The following is a 22,358-nucleotide window of genomic DNA, read 5'->3' on the forward strand; positions in this document are numbered from 1 at the left end:
TAGAGGTAAATAAATGATGAAAAAAATAATTACAGAATTAATAAATAGCTTAACAGATGATCAATTTTTAGAATTTTATGAAAAAATAAAACAACAAGCAGACTTAATTAAAAAACAAAAACGTTTAAATGAAATTGATCAAAAATTTAGAGATAAAGGCATTATATGTCCTAATTGCAAATCTTTTCATTGTGTTAAAAATGGTCATAATTCCGAAGGAAAACAAAAATATTTATGTAAAAAATGTCGTGCTAGTTTTGATGCATTTCGTCATCATTTTACTTATTGAAGTCATTTAAATTATGAACAGTGAAATTTATTAATTCAAATTTCATTGTTAGGACAATCTAGTAAAATAATTTCTCGTTTTATTAAAACAACCCCAAAAACCGCTTGATATAATCGACAAAAATTAATGCAATCAAAACAATTAGAAAATACACAGTTAAAATTTAAAAAATTAAATGGTCAAATCCAAATGGATGAAACATTTATTAAAGAAATTCATAAAGGCAATTTTAAAGATAAATTTGATAAACGAAAAACTCATCTCGATCCATTTTCAACTGATACCAAATGCTGTATTCAAATGGCAGTTGATAGCAATAATAATATTTTTGTTCAATCCACCAATACCAAAAGATTACAAAAACAATGGATTATTGAAAATATGAATAAGCAACTAATTAAAGAAAAATCAATAATTATTTCTGATATGCAACCACTATATTTATTAGTAGCAAAACAAACAAATTCTACTCTATATTCCACCAAAACTAGTACAAACCCTGATACTAGTTATCAAAAGTTAAATAAGATTAGTAAATTACAATCCAGTCTTAAAGAAGCCTTAATTCATTATCATGGTTTGGGTTTCACTAATATTCAAAATTATTTAAAGCTCTGAAAATGAAAATACCAACACAAAGGTTTAACACCAAACCAACAATCAACGGTATTATATTTTAACGTTTAAAAAATTTAAAGCAAAATCATAATCTTACACAAAATTAGTTTTCAAATTGTCATATTGATGATTTTTTTTATTTCATCAAGAGTTTTCGACAAAATTAAAGTGAAAAAATGACTTAGCATTTTAGGAGCAATCGGATTAACAGCAACAAGTACAACAACATTAATTAGTTGTGAAAAACCAAATAACAATGAAAACGGAGGGGGTAATAAACCGAAACCTACACCTGAACCACAACAACCACAAGAACCACCAATTGGAAGTAATTGAAAATGATATTCAGGAGATGAATTGAACCATGGACCAACTAATAAATGATATATATTAATATCTAAATCAACTAATTCAACTGATGCAGTATATGCAATAGATTTAATTCATTTTACAACAAGTACAAGTATTAAAACAACATATCCACTTTTAAAGTCAATATACAGATGAGAAGAACTAAATAAACCAGCTCTACCAATAATTGATAATAAAACAGGTAAAATTACTGATTGAAAAGAATAAAAGGACCTATAAGTCCTTTTTTATATTAATCGAACAAATTTCATAAAAATAATTAATAGGAATATATTTGTTATTGTGTTATATAATGCTGGACTAAATTTTCATACTTCGAATGTTTGATTAAAAAAACTATATATTGTTTGAAATATTTTACCAACTCCGCTTGCTAATTCATTCACTTGCTTAACACCAGGAATATTATTTACAATTCAAATTGCCGCATTTCTAATATGACACGCTAAATTATATCAACTACAACTTTCATATTGTGCTTGTCATCATTGCCCATCAGGAAATAATCCACCATTATTTATTTCTTGTCAGTTATAAATACCAAAATTAAAATCATAATAACGATACATATCATTTTCTTTTTGGGCTTGTAATTCAAAAACATTATAACCAATTTTTTGTTCTTCAATCTTTTTATATTTTAAACCATATTTATCTTTTAAAGCACCTTCAAAAATATAACCTTCATTTTGATTAATATTATAATCATTTGCAACAGAAAAATCATAATTAAATACATTACCATAGTTAATGTTATAAAATCGTTTTTTAAATGCTGAATACAATTTAATATCTAGTTGCTTATATTTATCAGAAAAATAAAAATAACGAGGATAAATCTTAAAACCATTATTTGCTAATAAACCATATTTTTTATTATAACCTTGCACATAAGTATTGTTTTCTAAGTCAAAAATTGTTCGTAAATAATCTTTATAAAAGTTTTGCGAAACTGTAAACATACTATTTAACAATTTTTCAAATTGATTTTTATTCGTATTATTTTCATCAATTAAAACATCTCTAAAATTAACTAATTTCAAACCAAAAAAATTAATTAAAACAGTATTATATTCTAAATTATCAATATAACCACTTTCAATAAAATTACTACGATTTTGGAATACTGGAACTAAAGCATGAGCAAAAAATGCTTTTAAAAACTTATTAATATCAATTTGGCCTTTCATCTGTTCAAAAATATCTTTACCAGTATTAGGAGTATTATCTTGATTATAATTATATGTTTCAACACTAAAATTAAAGATACTATCTTTTTCTTTCATAAAAGTAAACAAAAAACCTAAATCATCAGTATATCGATAACTATTTGCATTATTACCATCCCAATATTGTTTAAGATGTGTTAATTCTAAACTACCAGCAACAATATTTTTATGTTCATCAATCGTTAAAATCATTCGATAAATTGATTTTCTAGTTAAAATAATACTAGGTTTTCAGTCCAATTTTTCCATATTATTAATAATTTCAAAATCAAAGATTATTCTTTGACTGCCTAAATTTGAATCATCATAATCAGGATTACCACCTTGCTGTATTCTAATATTTTCTTGAACAATTACATCAATATACTTTAATAAAAAAGAACGAACCTTTTGATAATCATTATCAGTATAAAAAAGAAGATTACCTTGATTATCTATTTCAGGAACTTGTTTATCAGTTGGAATACTTGTATTTTCTCATCTGTATATTGACTTTAAAAATGGATATGTTGTTTTAATACTTGTACTTGTTGTAAAATGAATTAAATCTATTGCATATACTGCATCAGTTGAATTAGTTGATTTAGATATTAATATATATCATTTATTAGTTGGTCCATGGTTCAATTCATCTCCTGAATATCATTTTCAATTCTGAAATTTTAAATTAACTTGTTGCAAATTGTCAATACTTTTTTCTAATTTATTAATTATTTCAACAGTATTAAAATACTTAGCAAAAGAATAAGAAAAATTTGTTAATTCTTTTAGAAATTGTTTTTTATCAACATCATAAAATTTATCAATGTTATATTGTTTAACATAACTATCTCAATTTTTGTATAAATCCATAAATTCATTACTGGGTTTATCAAATGAAATCCCCGTTGAATAACTATCCTTTAAAAAATCTAAATATCATTTATCATTATAAGTTAATGATTGCGATGTTTTTAAAGTTGGATTAATAAAATAATTGGTTTCAGACCAATTTTCAAAAAAACTACTGCGTAAAAACATTGTATTAATAAAATCAGTTTCATTCATTCCTGTTGTTTGTTGATTAACAGTATAATTTTGTTGATTTAAGGGTTAAATGCTGTTAAAGTAATAAAAGGAATAATTAAACCTAAAAGCCCTAAAAGTCCTATTGAAAATAAAGAAAATAATTTTTTCATAAATAACTCCTAACTATATAATGTTTTTGAAACAATAAACCCAACAATATATAAACTTGATATTGTTAACATTAACGGATGACTAAACAAAATTGCCATCTTACCAAATAAAGAAAGTAAAAAAGTATCTGAGTTATATAAATCCATAATAATATTTTTTGCTGATGTTAATTGATTAATAATAACTGTAATAAAACCAGTACCAAATATAGCAATTGCCGCAACCAATAAAACTAGTCTAATCATTATTTATGCACTCTCCGATATCCTTGTTCTCTTGTTTTTGCTTGTTTTGCTAAACTTGATAATTGTTGTTTATTACGATTAATTTTAAACTGTTTACGCTCTGTAATATGTTTTTGCATACCTTGTTTAGTATCTGAAACTCCACGAGCAGTCGCAGAATAAATATTTGATACCCCCGTTTGTACTATTGAACCTAATTCGTTATATTGTGTTCTTGTGCCGTGAATTGCATAAATTGATAACTTAACAACCATAAAAAAAATAATAAAATAAGCAATTGTTGTATTTGTCATTGGTAATTTAGTATTTCAAATTACATCAAAAATAAACAAAAAAACATCAAAAATAAAACTAAAAATCTTATCTCAATTACTACTTTCTGACAACAAATTAATCATTTTTATCACTTCCTTTTTCTTTTTTAGGTTTTAAATTCTTTTTCAAAATATCAATATCAAACAATTCTAACCGCTCTTTAACACTCAATTTAGTAATTTCTGACCAATAGTATTCTTTGTTATTAATTATTTCATCATTTTTTAAATCACGAACAAACTTTAATCATTGACTATCATATTTCTGTGCAAATTCTAACGGAATAATTATTTTAAAAAACCGAATTCCTAACCCAACATCCGACTTATGTTTTGCTCGTTTACCTTCGGCTGTTCGTTCTACTGATTTTGTTTTTCAAATTTCATAATCTGTAATATCTTGAAAAATACCAATTCGCATAATAAAGAAACGATTAAAAAAATTAAATCCTTTTTTAGCAATAGGTTTTTTCAATGAAATTGGAATAATAATACCACTTGCTAATTGTCGAATATTATTTCAAATCATACCCTCACGCTGAGCAGTAAATAAAGCACGATTACCAAAATGTCTTGCTAATACAATTCACGGAATTTTACCACTATGAACTTTTTTCTCATCGTGGGGACTAGTTCCATCAATATATAAATAACTTTCATCAAATAAAATAACACTATCATCTGGGGGAACTGGTTTTGTTCTATCTGTAAAATCTAAATTATTAAAAGTTAAAAGTTTTATTGCATCATCTTCAATTGGAAAATTACTATAAATTTTCTTCGTTAAAAGTTTCATAACTTGTGATAAAAAAGTTAAAAGTAAAGTTTTTCCCGTCCCTAATTTACCAATAATTACTGATAACGGATTATCTCAAATAAAGTAAACTAAACGAAAAGCATTCAACTGATAAAATATATTTTTTCAAACTCATCAGACAAAATAAACACATTGCAAAGCAAACAATAATCAGAATACTAAACCAGTATAATTTAATGAAATTATTCAAAGTAATAAATCAATTAAACTAAACAAAATCATTGAACCACTAATATAACAATAATTTTTTAAGAAAAATATAAATTTTTTCATTACTTAAAATACCCAACTATTTTAAAAACCATTCACAATAAAAACCACGTTAAAAATAAAATCACAATTCAAATACCAATCATAAGAGTTAAATATTCATTTTGAGTTAAATTGCAAGTTGTAATAGTTTCAACATTCGTTTTATCTATAAACAAAAAGACATAAATAAAAAACTCTTTTAATTTTTCTCAATCATTTTGCATATTTAAAAACTCCACATTTTCTGAATAAGTTTAAAAAACATCCCCAAAAATAAAACGATAAATAATACAAATGATATGACATATAAAAATTCAGGAGCATTTGAACCAATAATATAACTAACAAATTGAACTAAATAATCATATAAACTCATTAATTTAAGTCCTTCAAGTCATTAATTAATTTATCTACTTTTTCATCACTTCAATTTGTTAAATTATTGTTAGTTGTTTTTACTTTTTGAGGTTCACCAGGAAATATTGCTTTTTTCATTTGTGTAAAATAATTTTATTTGTATTTATTATACAAATTGATTAGTTCTGCTCCAGTTAAATATTTTCACACATGACGTTTTAAATTTTCATCATATTTTACAATACGATAAGAATTATCATAAATCAAACCGATTGCTACTTGTTCTGAGTGTTTTTCACTAGGATAAATAAATTTATTACTCAACCAAAAACCAATATGACGATTATGATTAGGTAAATTTATAAAACTTGCTTTTTCTGTTTCAAAAACTATCAACTCTTTACGAATAAAATAATTTGCTATATTTTGATTTTTCTTAACAAAATTACTCAATTTTATCAACTCCTAACTAAATATTTATTTAATAAACAATGTTATATTTAATGTTTATATATTGTTTACTTATTGATAAAAACACTGATTATTAACAATGTTATACATAATGTTTATATATTGCTTATTTAATGTTTAATAAACAATGTTATTAACAATGTTAAATATATAAAATAATAAAAATTGACACACTGAAAAATACTATTTAATTTTTAATAATAGTCTTTAATTTTGTCGAAAACTCTTGATATTTATAAAATATACCTAAAATTAGGTATATTTTTAATATATAGAGGTAAATAAATGATGAAAAAAATAATTACAGAATTAATAAATAGCTTAACAGATGATCAATTTTTAGAATTTTATGAAAAAATAAAACAACAAGCAGACTTAATTAAAAAACAAAAACGTTTAAATGAAATTGATCAAAAATTTAGAGATAAAGGCATTATATGTCCTAATTGCAAATCTTTTCATTGTGTTAAAAATGGTCATAATTCCGAAGGAAAACAAAAATATTTATGTAAAAAATGTCGTGCTAGTTTTGATGCATTTCGTCATCATTTTACTTATTGAAGTCATTTAAATTATGAACAGTGAAATTTATTAATTCAAATTTCATTGTTAGGACAATCTAGTAAAATAATTTCTCGTTTTATTAAAACAACCCCAAAAACCGCTTGATATAATCGACAAAAATTAATGCAATCAAAACAATTAGAAAATACACAGTTAAAATTTAAAAAATTAAATGGTCAAATCCAAATGGATGAAACATTTATTAAAGAAATTCATAAAGGCAATTTTAAAGATAAATTTGATAAACGAAAAACTCATCTCGATCCATTTTCAACTGATACCAAATGCTGTATTCAAATGGCAGTTGATAGCAATAATAATATTTTTGTTCAATCCACCAATACCAAAATATTACAAAAACAATGGATTATTGAAAATATGAATAAGCAACTAATTAAAGAAAAATCAATAATTATTTCTGATATGCAACCACTATATTTATTAGTAGCAAAACAAACAAATTCTACTCTATATTCCACCAAAACTAGTACAAACCCTGATACTAGTTATCAAAAGTTAAATAAGATTAGTAAATTACAATCCAGTCTTAAAGAAGCCTTAATTCATTATCATGGTTTGGGTTTCACTAATATTCAAAATTATTTAAAGCTCTGAAAATGAAAATACCAACACAAAGGTTTAACACCAAACCAACAATCAACGGTATTATATTTTAACGTTTAAAAAATTTAAAGCAAAATCATAATCTTACACAAAATTAGTTTTCAAATTGTCATATTGATGATTTTTTTTATTTCATCAAGAGTTTTCGACAAAATTAAAGATAATAGTTATTAAAATATAAAATTAATCATTTATAATTAAATTGATATTTTTGCACTACACACTGCCTACAAATTTTAAAAAAAAGTAGATATATTTATAAAGAATATTATAAAAATTTATATTCCAAAACTACTATTAATATGACCCTTAATAAAAATATTCTTATTTTTATTAAATCCTACTTTAAAACAATTATTTCATTACTAATAATTTCAATAATAACTTATAGACAGTGTGTAATACAAAAATAAACAACAAAATTATTTAATCAACTCACATAAAAGCTAGTGTGCCATAGCTAAGATATATGATCAGTAATAATAAATATTAAAATCCTTTAACCATAACACGGAAAAAGTTTAAAATCTTAATGATAACAAAAATACCAAATGGAATTAAAATAATTCACGCATCACCTAAAAAGGTCATTAATTGTGGTAATACAGCATAAATTGCTTCTTTAACTTTCATCATTGCTTGCCCTAAACCACTTCAAATAGAACCCATTCCATCTGAAATAGTAGGTTTATCACCAACTGATAAAAAATTAATTGCTGTTGTTAAATACATACCTAACATTATTTTTTATCCTCCTTATTTTCAATTTCTTTTTTATCTTTTTTCTTTCCTCGAATTTGGCGAATTTTTTGATAAATTGATAAACCAATTCACGCAAAAATACCTAATATAATAACAACACTAAAAATTGTCGTTAATCAAACTGGCATAACTTATTCCTCCTAAAAATCTAATTTTCGCGGCACGATTCGCGTGTTCGCTACGCTCAAAATAAACTATATTGAATAAATTACCGCTAATAAATTACGCGGATAATTTATTCATCTTCTTTTTCATTATTAATTACAATATTATTTACCGTATTAATAACATTATCTTTTCCATACTTAGTTACTAAGGACCGTAAAATAAAATAATGTTTTCTTTCCATTAAAAAATCAACTCCTTTCTGAGTTGATTTTTTGCACTTCACTTACACGATGCCGTTTTAATAGTTTAGAACGCTATTTAACAGCATCATGATGAAAAGGAATAAATAACATCTTTCGGAAAAAATAAGATTAAAATAACTATTATTAAATAGTTATTTTTTATGAAAAAAATATTAATATTTTTAGTAAAAACGCTTGCAAAAAAATATGGATTTTATATACTTATAAAGGTGTCAGTTAGTAATACCTATTATTAATGAAAAATGAATATTTCCGCACAATATCGAAAAAATTATTACAAAAAAAGTCAAAAGTTATTGACAATAATCACTAATTTTTGTATGATTTGAAAGGTGTTTTGTTGACACAAAAACGATCTTTGAAAACTAAACATAACAACAAAGATAATCATTTAATTAATGAATATCCGTCATTAAAGCTAGGAACAAAAACAATATTTTTTAATGAGAGTTTGATCCTGGCTCAGGATGAACGCTGGCGGCATGCCTAATACATGCAAGTCGAACGGGGTGCTTGCACCCAGTGGCGAACGGGTGAGTAACACGTATCTAATCTACCCATTAGCGGGGGATAACAGTTGGAAACGACTGCTAATACCGCATACGACATTTTCTGGCATCAGAGAATGTTAAAAGGTCCGTTTGGACCACTAATGGATGAGGGTGCGGCGTATTAGTTAGTTGGTGGGGTAATGGCCTACCAAGACAGTGATACGTAGCCGAACTGAGAGGTTGAACGGCCACATCGGGACTGAGACACGGCCCGAACTCCTACGGGAGGCAGCAGTAGGGAATTTTTCACAATGGGCGAAAGCCTGATGGAGCAATGCCGCGTGACTGAAGACGGTCTTCGGATTGTAAAGGTCTGTTGTAAGGGAAGAACAGTAAGTATAGGAAATGATACTTATTTGACGGTACCTTACCAGAAAGCCACGGCTAACTATGTGCCAGCAGCCGCGGTAATACATAGGTGGCAAGCGTTATCCGGATTTATTGGGCGTAAAGCGTGCGCAGACGGTTTAACAAGTTTGGGGTCAAATCATGGAGCTTAACTCCAGTTCGCCTTGAAAACTGTTAAGCTAGAGTGTAGGAGAGGTCGATGGAATTCCATGTGTAGTGGTGAAATGCGTAGATATATGGAGGAACACCAGTGGCGAAGGCGGTCGACTGGCCTATCACTGACGTTTAGGCACGAAAGCGTAGGGAGCAAATAGGATTAGATACCCTAGTAGTCTACGCCGTAAACGATGAGTACTAAGTGTCGGACTAAGTTCGGTGCTGCAGCTAACGCATTAAGTACTCCGCCTGAGTAGTATGCTCGCAAGAGTGAAACTCAAAGGAATTGACGGGGACCCGCACAAGCGGTGGAGCATGTGGTTTAATTCGAAGCAACGCGAAGAACCTTACCAAGGCTTGACATCCAGTGCAAAGCTGTAGAAATACAGTGGAGGTTAACATTGAGACAGGTGGTGCATGGTTGTCGTCAGCTCGTGCCGTGAGGTGTTTGGTTAAGTCCAGTAACGAGCGCAACCCTTGCCGTTAGTTACTCCATTAAGTTGAGATACTCTAACGGGACTGCTAGTGTAAGCTAGAGGAAGGTGGGGATGACGTCAAATCATCATGCCCCTTATGTCTTGGGCTACACACGTGCTACAATGGCCGGTACAAACAGTTGCGATCTCGCAAGAGGGAGCTAATCTGAAAAAGCCGGTCTCAGTTCGGATTGAGGGCTGCAACTCGCCCTCATGAAGCCGGAATCGCTAGTAATCGCGAATCAGCAATGTCGCGGTGAATACGTTCTCGGGTCTTGTACACACCGCCCGTCACACCATGAGAGTTGATAATACCAGAAGTCGGTATTCTAACCGCAAGGAGGAAGCCGCCCAAGGTAGGATTGATGATTAGGGTGAAGTCGTAACAAGGTATCCGTACGAGAACGTGCGGATGGATCACCTCCTTTCTATGGAGTTATTACTTTATAGTAATCTAATTAGTTTTAATGACCGTTATGTTTAGTTTTCGGGGATTAGTTTCTCTGACAATAACACGAAAAATGTTATTGAAATTGTTCTTTGAAAACTGGATAATAGACATCTAGTTATTTTAATCATAAGATTAAAATAACAATAATTCAAAATTTCTGTTATTTTAAAAAAATAACTAAAATTTCACAGTTATATTTGTAAATGATTCTCAAAACTGATTTAAAATCAGGTCAAATAATTAAATTAATAAAACTTTGAAGTTACAAAGGGCGTATGGTGAATGCCTTGGGAATAGGAGACGATGAAGGACGTGACTACCTGCGATAAGGTTCGGGGAGCTGGAAGTAAGCTTTGATCCGGACATGTCCGAATGGGGGAACCCGGTGAGATTAATCTCTCATCATCCTATAATGAATACATAGTTATAGTGAAGGTATACCTAGGGAATTGAAACATCTCAGTACCTAGAGGAAAAGAAAGCGAATGCGATTCTCTTAGTAGCGGCGAGCGAACGGGGAACAGCCCAAACCAGATTTATCTGGGGTTGTAGGACCATATGAGTAGAGTTACAAAACTTGTTTATAGTAGAAATGGTTGGGAAACTATGCCACAGAGGGTGATAGCCCCGTATATGAAATGAACAAGACTCGAAATGGAATCCTGAGTACGGCGAGACACGTGAAATCTTGTCGGAATCAACGCGGACCACCGCGTAAGGCTAAATACTACCTATTCACCGATAGTGAACCAGTACCGTGAGGGAAAGGTGAAAAGCACCCCGGGAGGGGAGTGAAATAGTACCTGAAACCATATGCCTACAAGAAGTCGGAGCCCGTTAATGGGTGACGGCGTGCCTTTTGTAGAATGAGCCGGCGAGTTATGATAGCATGCAAGGTTAAGTATAAGATACGGAGCCGTAGTGAAAGCGAGCATTAATAGGGCGTTTAGTATGTTGTCATAGACCCGAAACCAGGTGATCTAGCTATGAGCAGGTTGAAGTTGAGGTAAAACTTAATGGAGGACCGAACCGACGTTCGTTGAAAAGACCGCGGATGACTTGTGGCTAGGGGTGAAATTCCAATCGAACCTGGAGATAGCTGGTTCTCCCCGATATAGCTTTAGGGCTAGCGTCGAGGTTAGCAAGTTGGAGGTAGAGCACTAAATGTATGATGGCCCCACCTAGGGGTACTGAATGCAATTAAACTCCGAATGCCAATTTTGTATACTCGGCAGTCAGTACATGGGTGATAAGGTCCATGCACGTAAGGGAAACAGCCCAGATCATCAGCTAAGGTCCCAAAATTTATGCTAAGTGTGTAAGGATGTGAAGTCGCTTAGACAGCTAGGAGGTTGGCTTAGAAGCAGCCACCCTTTAAAGAGTGCGTAACAGCTTACTAGTCGAGTAACTTTGCGCCGAAAATGTACCGGGGCTAAGCATAATACCGAAGCTATGGGTTTTGTATATTTATATACAGGGCGGTAGGGGAGCGTTCTAACAGGGATGAAGGTAGACCGTGAGGACTGCTGGACTGGTTAGAAGTGAGAATGCCGGCATGAGTAACGTTTGAGGGTGAGAATCCCTTATGCCGTTTGACCAAGGTTTCCTGGGCAAGGTTCGTCCACCCAGGGTTAGTCAGGACCTAAGGCGAGGCCGAAAGGCGTAGTCGATGGACAACAGGTTGATATTCCTGTACCACCATATAGAGCGATGGAGTGACGGAGAAGGATAGTATATCCCGGTTATTGGATTCCGGGCTAAGCACAAAGAGGGTAAGGTTGGCAAATCCGCCTTGCATAACCTTGAAGTGTGATTGGGAGCGAACGGTTCGCCTAGTAGCGAAGTATATGACTCCATGCTTCCAAGAAAAGTTTCTAGCACTATTTATATGGTGCCTGTACCTAGAACGAACACACGTGGTCAAGGAGAGAATCCTAAGGCAAGCGAGATAACTGTAGCTAAGGAACTCTGCAAAATAACCCCGTAAGTTAGCGAGAAGGGGTGCTCATAGCAATATGAGCCGCAGTGAAGAGGAAGGGGCAACTGTTTAGCAAAAACACAGCTCTCTGCAAAGTCGTAAGACGACGTATAGGGGGTGACGCCTGCCCAGTGCTGGAAGGTTAAGGGGATTAGTTAGCATTAGCGAAGCTTTGAACCGAAGCCCCAGTGAACGGCGGCCGTAACTATAACGGTCCTAAGGTAGCGAAATTCCTTGTCAGGTAAGTTCTGACCCGCACGAAAGGCGTAATGATCCCTTCGCTGTCTCGGCTGCAGACTCGGTGAAATTTTAGTACCTGTGAAGATGCAGGTTACCCGCAACTAGACGGAAAGACCCCATGGAGCTTTACTATAGCTTGATATTGGGTTTTGATATAGTATGTATAGGATAGGTGGGAGACTTTGAAGCAGCGACGCTAGTTGTTGTGGAGTCACCCTTGGAATACCACCCTTGCTATGTCGAAATCCTAACCTAGATCTGTAAGCCAGATCAGAGACAGTGTCAGGTGGGTAGTTTGACTGGGGCGGTCGCCTCCTAAAATGTAACGGAGGCGCCCAAAGGTACCCTCAGTATGGTCGGAAATCATACATAGAGCGCAAAGGTAGAAGGGTGCTTGACTGTGAGACTTACAAGTCGAACAGGAGCGAAAGCTGGGCTTAGTGATCCGGCGGTCCCGTGTGGAAGGGCCGTCGCTCAACGGATAAAAGTTACCCTGGGGATAACAGGCTGATCTCCCCCAAGAGTTCACATCGACGGGGAGGTTTGGCACCTCGATGTCGGCTCATCGCATCCTGGAGCTGAAGTTGGTTCCAAGGGTTGGGCTGTTCGCCCATTAAAGCGGTACGCGAGCTGGGTTCAGAACGTCGTGAGACAGTTTGGTCCCTATCTGTTGTGGGCGTAGGAAATTTGAAGAGATCTGTCCCTAGTACGAGAGGACCGGGATGGACACACTTCTGGTGCTCCAGTTGTCACGCCAGTGGCACAGCTGGGTAGCTATGTGTGGAAATGATAATCGCTGAAGGCATCTAAGCGAGAAGCATACTTTAAGATGAGATTTCCCATCCTTTATGGAGTAAGACCCCTTGAAGACGACAAGGTTGATAGGTTGGGTGTGTAAGCACGGTGACGTGTTCAGCTAACCAATACTAATAGGTCGAGGACTTCAAAAAAGCGAGAGCTTATTTACAAATTTTAGAATGTTTATTATCTAGTTTTGAGGGGATAATTCCACTCAAGTGATCTGGTGCTTATGGCATAGTGGACACACCCGTTCCCATCCCGAACACGGAAGTTAAGCACTATCACGCCGACGATAGCCGCAAGGTGAAAATAGGGCAGTGCCAGGTTAAAAAAAGACTTTAAATAAGTCTTTTTTTTATTTGTTAAATTTTAACATTAAAAAATGCATTATTATTTTGAATAATGCATCGTATAAACATTAAAATATAATTTTTGACTTTTAAAACCAGGTTTTTCATATAGTGGTAACCCATCAGGAGTGGCAATTAAACCAGCATATTGGTAATTGGCTTGTTTTGCTTGGTTTAATAAATGAATTAGCATTTCTTTGGCAAAACCTTGTTTTTGATGATCACTATGGGTTGCAATATCATCAATAATTGCTAATTCTGGTTCAAAGTATAAGTTGCCAGTTTGATTAACGACAATTTTTAGTGTTGTTATTATATTAGGTATTTTTGCATGAATTGGTTTATCAATTTATCAAAAAATTCGCCAAATTAAAGCAAATAAGAAAAAAGAACAAGAAAAATTAGATAAGGAGGATAATAAATAATGTTAGGTATGTATTTAACAACAGCAATTAATTTTTTAGCAGTTGGTGATAAACCTACTATTTCAGATGGAATGGGTTCTATTTGAAGTGGTTTAGGGCAAGCAATGATGAAAGTTAAAGAAGCAATTTATGCTGTATTACCACAATTAATGACCTTTTTAGGTGATGCGTGAATTATTTTAATTCCATTTGGTATTTTTGTTATCATTAAGATTTTAAACTTTTTCCGTGTTATGGTTAAAGGATTTTAATATTTATTATTACTGATCATATATCTTAGCTATGGCACACCAGCTTTTATGTGAGTTGATTAAATAATTTTGTTGTTTATTTTTGTATTACACACTGTCTATAAGTTATTATTGAAATTATTAGTAATGAAATAATTGTTTTAAAGTAGGATTTAATAAAAATAAGAATATTTTTATTAAGGGTCATATTAATAGTAGTTTTGGAATATAAATTTTTATAATATTCTTTATAAATATATCTACTTTTTTTTAAAATTTGTAGGCAGTATGTAGTGCAAAAATATCAATTTAATTATAAATGATTAATTTTATATTTTAATAACTATTATCTTTAATTTTGTCGAAAACTCTTGATATTTATAAAATATACCTAAAATTAGGTATATTTTTAATATATAGAGGTAAATAAATGATGAAAAAAATAATTACAGAATTAATAAATAGCTTAACAGATGATCAATTTTTAGAATTTTATGAAAAAATAAAACAACAAGCAGACTTAATTAAAAAACAAAAACGTTTAAATGAAATTGATCAAAAATTTAGAGATAAAGGCATTATATGTCCTAATTGCAAATCTTTTCATTGTGTTAAAAATGGTCATAATTCCGAAGGAAAACAAAAATATTTATGTAAAAAATGTCGTGCTAGTTTTGATGCATTTCGTCATCATTTTACTTATTGAAGTCATTTAAATTATGAACAGTGAAATTTATTAATTCAAATTTCATTGTTAGGACAATCTAGTAAAATAATTTCTCGTTTTATTAAAACAACCCCAAAAACCGCTTGATATAATCGACAAAAATTAATGCAATCAAAACAATTAGAAAATACACAGTTAAAATTTAAAAAATTAAATGGTCAAATCCAAATGGATGAAACATTTATTAAAGAAATTCATAAAGGCAATTTTAAAGATAAATTTGATAAACGAAAAACTCATCTCGATCCATTTTCAACTGATACCAAATGCTGTATTCAAATGGCAGTTGATAGCAATAATAATATTTTTGTTCAATCCACCAATACCAAAAGATTACAAAAACAATGGATTATTGAAAATATGAATAAGCAACTAATTAAAGAAAAATCAATAATTATTTCTGATATGCAACCACTATATTTATTAGTAGCAAAACAAACAAATTCTACTCTATATTCCACCAAAACTAGTACAAACCCTGATACTAGTTATCAAAAGTTAAATAAGATTAGTAAATTACAATCCAGTCTTAAAGAAGCCTTAATTCATTATCATGGTTTGGGTTTCACTAATATTCAAAATTATTTAAAGCTCTGAAAATGAAAATACCAACACAAAGGTTTAACACCAAACCAACAATCAACGGTATTATATTTTAACGTTTAAAAAATTTAAAGCAAAATCATAATCTTACACAAAATTAGTTTTCAAATTGTCATATTGATGATTTTTTTTATTTCATCAAGAGTTTTCGACAAAATTAAAGACTATTATTAAAAATTAAATAGTATTTTTCAGTGTGTCAATTTTTATTATTTTATATATTTAACATTGTTAATAACATTGTTTATTAAACATTAAATAAGCAATATATAAACATTATGTATAACATTGTTAATAATCAGTGTTTTTATCAATAAGTAAACAATATATAAACATTAAATATAACATTGTTTATTAAATAAATATTTAGTTAGGAGTTGATAAAATTGAGTAATTTTGTTAAGAAAAATCAAAATATAGCAAATTATTTTATTCGTAAAGAGTTGATAGTTTTTGAAACAGAAAAAGCAAGTTTTATAAATTTACCTAATCATAATCGTCATATTGGTTTTTGGTTGAGTAATAAATTTATTTATCCGAGTGAAAAACACTCAGAACAAGTAGCAATCGGTTTGATTTATGATAATTCTTATCGTATTGTAAAATATGATGAAAATTTAAAACGTCATGTGTGAAAATATTTAACTGGAGCAGAACTAATCAATTTGTATAATAAATACAAATAAAATTATTTTACACAAATGAAAAAAGCAATATTTCCTGGTGAACCTCAAAAAGTAAAAACAACTAACAATAATTTAACAAATTGAAGTGATGAAAAAGTAGATAAATTAATTAATGACTTGAAGGACTTAAATTAATGAGTTTATATGATTATTGAGTTCAATTTGTTAGTTATATTATTGGTTCAAATGCTCCTGAATTTTTATATGTCATATCATTTGTATTATTTATCGTTTTATTTTTGGGGATGTTTTTTAAACTTATTCAGAAAATGTGGAGTTTTTAAATATGCAAAATGATTGAGAAAAATTAAAAGAGTTTTTTATTTATGTCTTTTTGTTTATAGATAAAACGAATGTTGAAACTATTACAACTTGCAATTTAACTCAAAATGAATATTTAACTCTTATGATTGGTATTTGAATTGTGATTTTATTTTTAACGTGGTTTTTATTGTGAATGGTTTTTAAAATAGTTGGGTATTTTAAGTAATGAAAAAATTTATATTTTTCTTAAAAAATTATTGTTATATTAGTGGTTCAATGATTTTGTTTAGTTTAATTGATTTATTACTTTGAATAATTTCATTAAATTATACTGGTTTAGTATTCTGATTATTGTTTGCTTTGCAATGTGTTTATTTTGTCTGATGAGTTTGAAAAAATATATTTTATCAGTTGAATGCTTTTCGTTTAGTTTACTTTATTTGAGATAATCCGTTATCAGTAATTATTGGTAAATTAGGGACGGGAAAAACTTTACTTTTAACTTATTTGTCAGAAACAATGAAATTATTAACGGATAAGATTTATAGTAATTATCCGTTAGAAGATGATAAAGTTAAAGTTTTAACATTTAAAAATTTAGATTTTACAGATAGAACAAAACCAGTTCCCCCAGATGATAGTGTTATTTTATTTGATGAAAGTTATTTATATATTGATGGAACTAGTCCCCACGATGAGAAAAAAGTTCATAGTGGTAAAATTCCGTGAATTGTATTAGCAAGACATTTTGGTAATCGTGCTTTATTTACTGCTCAGCGTGAGGGTATGATTTGAAATAATATTCGACAATTAGCAAGTGGTATTATTATTCCAATTTCATTGAAAAAACCTATTGCTAAAAAAGGATTTAATTTTTTTAATCGTTTCTTTATTATGCGAATTGGTATTTTTCAAGATATTACAGATTATGAAATTTGAAAAACAAAATCAGTAGAACGAACAGCCGAAGGTAAACGAGCAAAACATAAGTCGGATGTTGGGTTAGGAATTCGGTTTTTTAAAATAATTATTCCATTAGAATTTGCACAGAAATATGATAGTAAATGATTAAAGTTTGTTCGTGATTTAAAAAATGATGAAATAGTTAATTATAAAGAATATTATTGGTCAGAAATTAATAAATTAAGTGTTAAAGAGCGGTTAGAATTGTTTGATATTGATATTTTGAAAAAAAATTTAAAACCTAAAAAAGAAAAAGGAAGTGATAAAGATGATTAATTTATTATCAGAAAGTAATAATTGAGATAAGATTTTTAGTTTTATTTTTGATGTATTTTTGTTTATTTTTGATGTAATTTGAAATACTAAATTACCAATGACAAATACAACTATTGCTTATTTTATTATCTTTTTTATGGTTGTTAAGTTATCAATTTATGCTATCCACGGAACAAGAACACAATATAATGAATTAGGTTCAACTGTTAAAAACAATACATCAAAATTGTATGCTTCAACAGTACGTGGTGTTAAAAAAGCACATAAGGCTAATAAAAATGGTCGGTGAAAGGAAACAGATTAATGATTAGATTAGTTTTATTAGTTGCTGCAATTGCTATTTTTGGTACTAGTTTTATTACGGTGATTATAAATCAATTAACATCAGCAAAAAATATCATTATGGATTTATATAACTCAGATACTTTTTTACTTTCTTTGTTTGGTAAAATGGCAATTTTGTTTAGTCATCCATTAATGTTAACAATATCAAGTTTATATATTGTTGGGTTTATTGTTTCAAAAACATTGTATAGTTGGGGGTTGAATTATAAATATGAAAAAATCATTATCTTTATTTGCCATATCTATTTTAGGTATTTTAGGTTTAATTATTCCATTTATTACTTTAACAGCATTTAAACCCTTAAATCAGCAGAATTATACTGTTAATTAACAAACAATGGGAATGAATGAAACTGATTTTATTAATACAATGTTTTTACGCAGTAGTTTTTTTGAAAACTGGTCTGAAACAAATTACTTTATTAATCCAACTCTAAAAACATCACAAACATTAACTTATAATGATAAATGATATTTAGACTTTTTAAAGGATAGTTATTCAACGGGAATTTCATTTGATAAGCCTAGTGATGAGTTTATGGATTTATATAAAAATTGAGATACTTATGCTAAACAATATAATATTGATAAATTCTATGATGTTGATAAAAAACAATTTTTAAAAGAATTAACTAATTTTTCTTATTCTTTTGCTAAGTATTTTAATACTGTGGAAGTTATTAATAAATTAGAAAGAGGTATTGATAATTTACAATTAGTTAAAATGATTAATGAGTTTTGAATACAAATTCCTAGAACACAGGCACCTAATAAAGAATTTTTAACTGCTACTAATAAATGATATTTTTATGGAGAAAAAAGAAATGGTCAATATTTGCTTACAAAATTTTATTTTGATAATAATTTTATTAAAAATCAAAATTTGTTATGACAACACTTAAAAAATGATTCAGATTTTATTTGAAACTATAATTTAGTATATCGTTGAGATGGAAACGGTGAACCAGAATTACCCGTTGTTGATAATGATGGCAAATTAAAATGATATACTGAATATTATCAAAATGTTCGTTCTTTTTTGCTTAAATATATTGATGTTATTGTACAAGAAAATATCCGAATTCAGCAAGGTGGTAATCCAAACTATGATGACCCAAATTTGGGTAGTGAAAGAATAATTTTTGATTTTGAAATTATTAATAATATGGAAAAATTAGATTGAAAACCTGATGTTATTTTAACTAGAAAATCAATTTATCGGATGATTTTAACAATTGATGAAAATAAAAATATTATTGCTGGTAGTTTAGAATTAACACATTTTAAACAATATTGGGATGGTAATAATGCAAATAGTTATTGGTATACTGATGATTTAGGTTTTTTATTTTCTTTCATAAAAGAAAAAGAAGATACTTTTAATTTTAGTGCTGAAACTTATAATTATTATCAAGGTAATTCTCCTAATATTGGTAAAATGGTTTTTGAACAGATGAAAGGTCAAATTGATATTAATAAATTTTTAAAAGCCTTTTTTACCCATGCTTTGGTACCCGTATTTCAAAATCGCAGTAATTTTATTGAAAGTGGTTATATTGATAATTTACAGTATGATACTGTTTTAATTAATTTTTTTGGTTTAAAATTGATTAATTTTAGAGATGTTTTAATTGATGAAACTAATACTAATAAAAATCAATTTGAAAAACTATTAAATAGTATGTTTACGGTTTCCCAAAATTTTTATAAAGATTATTTACGAACAATTTTTGATTTAGAAAATGATACTTATTTACAAGGATATAATAAAAAATATGGTTTATTAGTAAATAATGGTTTTAAAATTTATCCTCGTTATTTTTATTTTTCTGATAAATACAATCAATTAGACATTAAATTGTATTCAGCATTTAAAAATCGTTTTTATAACACAAATTATGGAGATGTATTTAATTATGATTTTTCAGTTGCAAATAATTATAATATTAATCAAAATGAAGGTTATATTTTTGAAGGTGCTTTAAAAGATAAATACGGTTTAAAATACAAAAAAATTGAATAACAAAAAATCGGTTATAATGTCTTTGAATTACAAGCCCAAAAAGAAAATGATATGTACCGTTATTATGATTTTAATTTTGGAATTTATAACTGACAAGAAATAAATAATGGCGGGTTGTTTCCTGATGGACAATGATGACAAGCCCAATATGAAAGTTGTAGTTGATATAATTTAGCGTGTCATATAAAAAATGCTGCAATTTGAATTGTAAATAATATTCCCGGTGTTAAACAAGTAAACGAATTAGCAAGCGGTGTTGGTAAAATATTTCAAACAATATATAGTTTTTTTAGTCAAACATTTGAGGTATGAAAATTTAGTCCAGCATTATATAATACAATAACAAATATATTCCTATTAATTATCTTTATGAAGTTTGTTAGATTAATTTAAAAAAGGACTTGTTAGTCCTTTTATTCTTTTCAATCAATTATTAGTCCAGTGTCTTTATTAATTTCTGGTATTTGTGGCTCATTGTTTTTATTTCAACGATATACTAAATTATAGTTTCAAATAAAATCTGAATCATTTTTTAAGTGTTGTCATCAAGTGTTTTGATTATTAATAAAATTATTATCAAAATAAAATTTTGTCGTTATATAATTATTTTCATATTTATTTATATAAAAATATCATTTATTAGTAGCAGTTAAAAACTCTTTATTAGGCGCCTGTGTTCTAGGAATATTAGTTCATTTGCTATTTTCTGGTAGTTGTTGTGGTTATGGTGTAGGTTTATTACCCCCCCGTTTTCATTATTATTTGGTTTTTCACAACTAATTAATGTTGTTGTACTTGTTGCTGTTAATCCGATTACTCCTAAAATACTTAGTAACTTTTTCATATTTTACTTCTCCTTTATTAAAATTACTTGAATGCTATAATTGATTTTATCATATATCAATAATGTATTAAATAATTTTAATATTAAATTTATAAATTAATGAAAGGTATATAAATGTTATGTATAGTCATTTAAGTTTTATTGATAGGGTTAAATTGGAAAAATTATTATTATTAAAATTATTTTTAAAAAAGAATGGTGAAATAAATATTGCACAAATTGCTAAATGTTTGAACAGAAATCGTAGTACTATTTTGCGAGAAATTAAGCGTTTTAAAACTATTGATGAATATAGTGCTTATAAGTCAGATAAAATGTATTATGAGAAAAGAAAAAAGAATAATAAAAGATATAAGTTTACAGAAGAACAATTAAATTTTATTAATATAAGATTTAATGTTTATCGTGATTCTCCATCACAACTTATTAATCGTTATTTTCTAAAGTTTGGTATTAAATTTCCTGTTTGTGTTAAAACATTGTATAAATGAATTCGTTTGGGTTTTTATGGTTTTTTAAAACAGAATTTACGTCATCGTGGTAAAAAATATAAAACAAAAGGAAAATTTGATAATCGTGGTAAATTAATTAATTTTAAATCAATATTAGATATTGAAAATAAAGAAACAGATGTTGGTTGATTTGAAATGGATACCATAGTTGGAAAAGAGCATCAATCTAGTAATTTGGTTTTAGTTGAACAAAATAGTAAAAGTTATTTTGTTATGAAATTAAAAAATCATACTGCTAATGAAGTTGTGGAAAAGTTTAAAGATATTGTTATAAGTAATAATTTATTTGGGAAAATTAAAGGAATAATAACTGATAGAGGAAAAGAATTTAGTAAATGAAGAGAATTAGAAATATTTGCTGAAACACAAGTTTATTTTTGTGACCCTGGTAAACCACAACAAAAACCATTAATTGAATATATGAATTCTGAACTTAGACAATGATTTCCTAAGGGAACTGATTTTAATAATGTTAGTCAACAAAAAATAAATTGAGTAGTTAATGTTATAAATGATAAATTAAGGCCTGTTCTTAATTGAAAAACAGCAAAAGAGGTATTTTCAGATAATTTTAAATAGGTTTATTTGAAGTAATTTAATAAATTATTTTTTAGTGTGCTTAATTTTCCTTAAAATAAAATAAAA

General features: G+C 28.7%; 20 protein-coding genes, 3 rRNA genes and 4 pseudogenes. 16 read left to right on the forward strand and 11 right to left on the reverse strand.

The genetic code is table 4. The features are described from left to right. Window positions 1-13: 13 nt before the first annotated feature. Window positions 14-976, forward strand: coding sequence for an IS1/IS1595 family N-terminal zinc-binding domain-containing protein (locus tag ACOBME_RS08900; RefSeq protein WP_338963247.1), 963 nt, complete (start codon window positions 14-16; stop codon window positions 974-976). 99 nt (window positions 977-1,075) lie between these two features. Next, window positions 1,076-1,486 carry a lipoprotein gene (locus tag ACOBME_RS08905; RefSeq protein WP_338964903.1) on the forward strand — a complete coding sequence of 137 codons (411 nt, stop codon included), beginning with the start codon at window positions 1,076-1,078 and terminating at the stop codon, window positions 1,484-1,486. Window positions 1,487-1,506: 20 nt separating this feature from the next. Here the strand turns inward: ACOBME_RS08905 and ACOBME_RS08910 are convergent, their stop codons facing one another. The 6 genes and pseudogenes from ACOBME_RS08910 to ACOBME_RS08935 all read right to left on the reverse strand — a co-directional run bounded on the left by ACOBME_RS08910 (window position 1,507) and on the right by ACOBME_RS08935 (window position 6,125). After that, window positions 1,507-3,555, reverse strand: coding sequence for a spiroplasma phage ORF1-like family protein (locus tag ACOBME_RS08910; protein WP_419334991.1), 2,049 nt, complete (start codon window positions 3,553-3,555; stop codon window positions 1,507-1,509). 140 nt (window positions 3,556-3,695) lie between these two features. Beyond that, on the reverse strand, window positions 3,696-3,932 hold the full coding sequence (locus ACOBME_RS08915) for a hypothetical protein (RefSeq protein WP_004027616.1): 237 nt from the start codon (window positions 3,930-3,932) through the stop codon (window positions 3,696-3,698). Then, window positions 3,932-4,330: a hypothetical protein gene (locus ACOBME_RS08920; protein ID WP_338963282.1), complete on the reverse strand. Its 399-nt coding sequence runs from the start codon at window positions 4,328-4,330 to the stop codon at window positions 3,932-3,934. The genes ACOBME_RS08915 and ACOBME_RS08920 overlap by 1 nt, the downstream gene beginning before the upstream one ends. Beyond that, window positions 4,323-5,336: a hypothetical protein gene (locus ACOBME_RS08925; RefSeq protein WP_419334993.1), complete on the reverse strand. Its 1,014-nt coding sequence runs from the start codon at window positions 5,334-5,336 to the stop codon at window positions 4,323-4,325. Before ACOBME_RS08925 ends, ACOBME_RS08920 begins: the two co-directional genes overlap by 8 nt. Then, window positions 5,336-5,539, reverse strand: coding sequence for a DUF2649 family protein (locus ACOBME_RS08930; protein ID WP_338965826.1), 204 nt, complete (start codon window positions 5,537-5,539; stop codon window positions 5,336-5,338). Before ACOBME_RS08930 ends, ACOBME_RS08925 begins: the two co-directional genes overlap by 1 nt. A gap of 151 nt (window positions 5,540-5,690) precedes the next feature. Next, a pseudogene (locus ACOBME_RS08935) lies at window positions 5,691-6,125 on the reverse strand (DUF3627 domain-containing protein). A 303-nt stretch (window positions 6,126-6,428) separates the two neighbouring features. Here ACOBME_RS08935 and ACOBME_RS08940 point away from each other — a divergent pair. Further along, window positions 6,429-7,391 carry an IS1/IS1595 family N-terminal zinc-binding domain-containing protein gene (locus tag ACOBME_RS08940; protein WP_338966387.1) on the forward strand — a complete coding sequence of 321 codons (963 nt, stop codon included), beginning with the start codon at window positions 6,429-6,431 and terminating at the stop codon, window positions 7,389-7,391. Between the two features lie 429 nt (window positions 7,392-7,820). Here the strand turns inward: ACOBME_RS08940 and ACOBME_RS08945 are convergent, their stop codons facing one another. The 3 genes from ACOBME_RS08945 to ACOBME_RS08955 form a co-directional block, all read right to left on the reverse strand. Continuing rightward, on the reverse strand, window positions 7,821-8,072 hold the full coding sequence (locus tag ACOBME_RS08945) for a hypothetical protein (protein ID WP_419334996.1): 252 nt from the start codon (window positions 8,070-8,072) through the stop codon (window positions 7,821-7,823). Continuing rightward, window positions 8,072-8,221 carry a hypothetical protein gene (locus tag ACOBME_RS08950; RefSeq protein ID WP_004027793.1) on the reverse strand — a complete coding sequence of 50 codons (150 nt, stop codon included), beginning with the start codon at window positions 8,219-8,221 and terminating at the stop codon, window positions 8,072-8,074. Before ACOBME_RS08950 ends, ACOBME_RS08945 begins: the two co-directional genes overlap by 1 nt. Before the next feature lie 107 nt (window positions 8,222-8,328). Then, window positions 8,329-8,484 carry a hypothetical protein gene (locus ACOBME_RS08955; RefSeq protein WP_419335395.1) on the reverse strand — a complete coding sequence of 52 codons (156 nt, stop codon included), beginning with the start codon at window positions 8,482-8,484 and terminating at the stop codon, window positions 8,329-8,331. 419 nt (window positions 8,485-8,903) lie between these two features. On the opposite strand from ACOBME_RS08955, the gene ACOBME_RS08960 reads away from it, so the two are divergent. From ACOBME_RS08960 to rrf, 3 genes are all read left to right on the forward strand, one after another. After that, window positions 8,904-10,423 (forward strand): 16S ribosomal RNA (locus ACOBME_RS08960). Between the two features lie 278 nt (window positions 10,424-10,701). Then, window positions 10,702-13,614: ribosomal RNA gene (locus tag ACOBME_RS08965) — 23S ribosomal RNA — on the forward strand. Window positions 13,615-13,684: 70 nt separating this feature from the next. Beyond that, window positions 13,685-13,791 (forward strand): 5S ribosomal RNA (gene rrf / locus ACOBME_RS08970). Together the 16S, 23S and 5S rRNA genes form the textbook arrangement of a ribosomal RNA operon. Window positions 13,792-13,855: 64 nt before the next feature. On the opposite strand, the gene ACOBME_RS08975 is transcribed toward rrf, so the two are convergent. Continuing rightward, window positions 13,856-14,152, reverse strand: coding sequence for a GNAT family N-acetyltransferase (locus ACOBME_RS08975; protein ID WP_338966597.1), 297 nt, complete (start codon window positions 14,150-14,152; stop codon window positions 13,856-13,858). Between ACOBME_RS08975 and ACOBME_RS08980 the strand changes: the two genes are divergently transcribed. The 9 genes and pseudogenes from ACOBME_RS08980 (at window position 14,091) to ACOBME_RS09020 (ending at window position 20,750) form a co-directional block, all read left to right on the forward strand. Further along, on the forward strand, window positions 14,091-14,240 hold the full coding sequence (locus ACOBME_RS08980) for a hypothetical protein (RefSeq protein ID WP_338965823.1): 150 nt from the start codon (window positions 14,091-14,093) through the stop codon (window positions 14,238-14,240). The genes ACOBME_RS08975 and ACOBME_RS08980 overlap by 62 nt on opposite strands. Continuing rightward, on the forward strand, window positions 14,240-14,491 hold the full coding sequence (locus ACOBME_RS08985) for a hypothetical protein (protein ID WP_040092696.1): 252 nt from the start codon (window positions 14,240-14,242) through the stop codon (window positions 14,489-14,491). Before ACOBME_RS08980 ends, ACOBME_RS08985 begins: the two co-directional genes overlap by 1 nt. Window positions 14,492-14,900: 409 nt before the next feature. After that, window positions 14,901-15,863: an IS1/IS1595 family N-terminal zinc-binding domain-containing protein gene (locus ACOBME_RS08990; RefSeq protein ID WP_338963247.1), complete on the forward strand. Its 963-nt coding sequence runs from the start codon at window positions 14,901-14,903 to the stop codon at window positions 15,861-15,863. A gap of 323 nt (window positions 15,864-16,186) precedes the next feature. Beyond that, window positions 16,187-16,621 (forward strand): annotated as a pseudogene (locus ACOBME_RS08995) (DUF3627 domain-containing protein). A 151-nt stretch (window positions 16,622-16,772) separates the two neighbouring features. Continuing rightward, window positions 16,773-16,976, forward strand: a complete 204-nt coding sequence (locus tag ACOBME_RS09000) for a DUF2649 family protein (RefSeq protein WP_338965826.1) — start codon at window positions 16,773-16,775, stop codon at window positions 16,974-16,976. Next, window positions 16,976-17,989, forward strand: coding sequence for a hypothetical protein (locus ACOBME_RS09005; RefSeq protein ID WP_338965829.1), 1,014 nt, complete (start codon window positions 16,976-16,978; stop codon window positions 17,987-17,989). Before ACOBME_RS09000 ends, ACOBME_RS09005 begins: the two co-directional genes overlap by 1 nt. Then, window positions 17,982-18,242: pseudogene (locus tag ACOBME_RS09010) on the forward strand (hypothetical protein); the annotation flags it as partial. The gene ACOBME_RS09005 and the pseudogene ACOBME_RS09010, both read left to right, overlap by 8 nt. A 50-nt stretch (window positions 18,243-18,292) precedes the next feature. After that, a complete protein-coding gene (locus ACOBME_RS09015) occupies window positions 18,293-18,631 on the forward strand; it encodes a hypothetical protein (RefSeq protein ID WP_338964619.1) in 339 nt (112 codons plus the stop codon). Next, window positions 18,546-20,750 (forward strand): annotated as a pseudogene (locus ACOBME_RS09020) (spiroplasma phage ORF1-like family protein). Before ACOBME_RS09015 ends, ACOBME_RS09020 begins: the two are co-directional and overlap by 86 nt. A gap of 256 nt (window positions 20,751-21,006) precedes the next feature. Here the strand turns inward: ACOBME_RS09020 and ACOBME_RS09025 are convergent. Beyond that, the gene (locus tag ACOBME_RS09025) at window positions 21,007-21,201 is read right to left on the reverse strand and encodes a lipoprotein (RefSeq protein ID WP_338965832.1); all 195 of its coding nucleotides are present in this window, start codon (window positions 21,199-21,201) and stop codon (window positions 21,007-21,009) included. A 119-nt stretch (window positions 21,202-21,320) separates the two neighbouring features. Between ACOBME_RS09025 and ACOBME_RS09030 the strand changes: the two genes are divergently transcribed. After that, a complete protein-coding gene (locus ACOBME_RS09030; protein ID WP_419334998.1) occupies window positions 21,321-22,292 on the forward strand; it encodes an IS30 family transposase in 972 nt (323 codons plus the stop codon). Window positions 22,293-22,358 lie beyond the last annotated feature (66 nt).

It is taken from the genome of Spiroplasma endosymbiont of Sarcophaga variegata (genome assembly GCF_965178695.1).
In the GTDB taxonomy this organism is placed as follows: Bacteria; Bacillota_I; Bacilli_A; order Mycoplasmatales; family Mycoplasmataceae; genus Spiroplasma; species Spiroplasma poulsonii.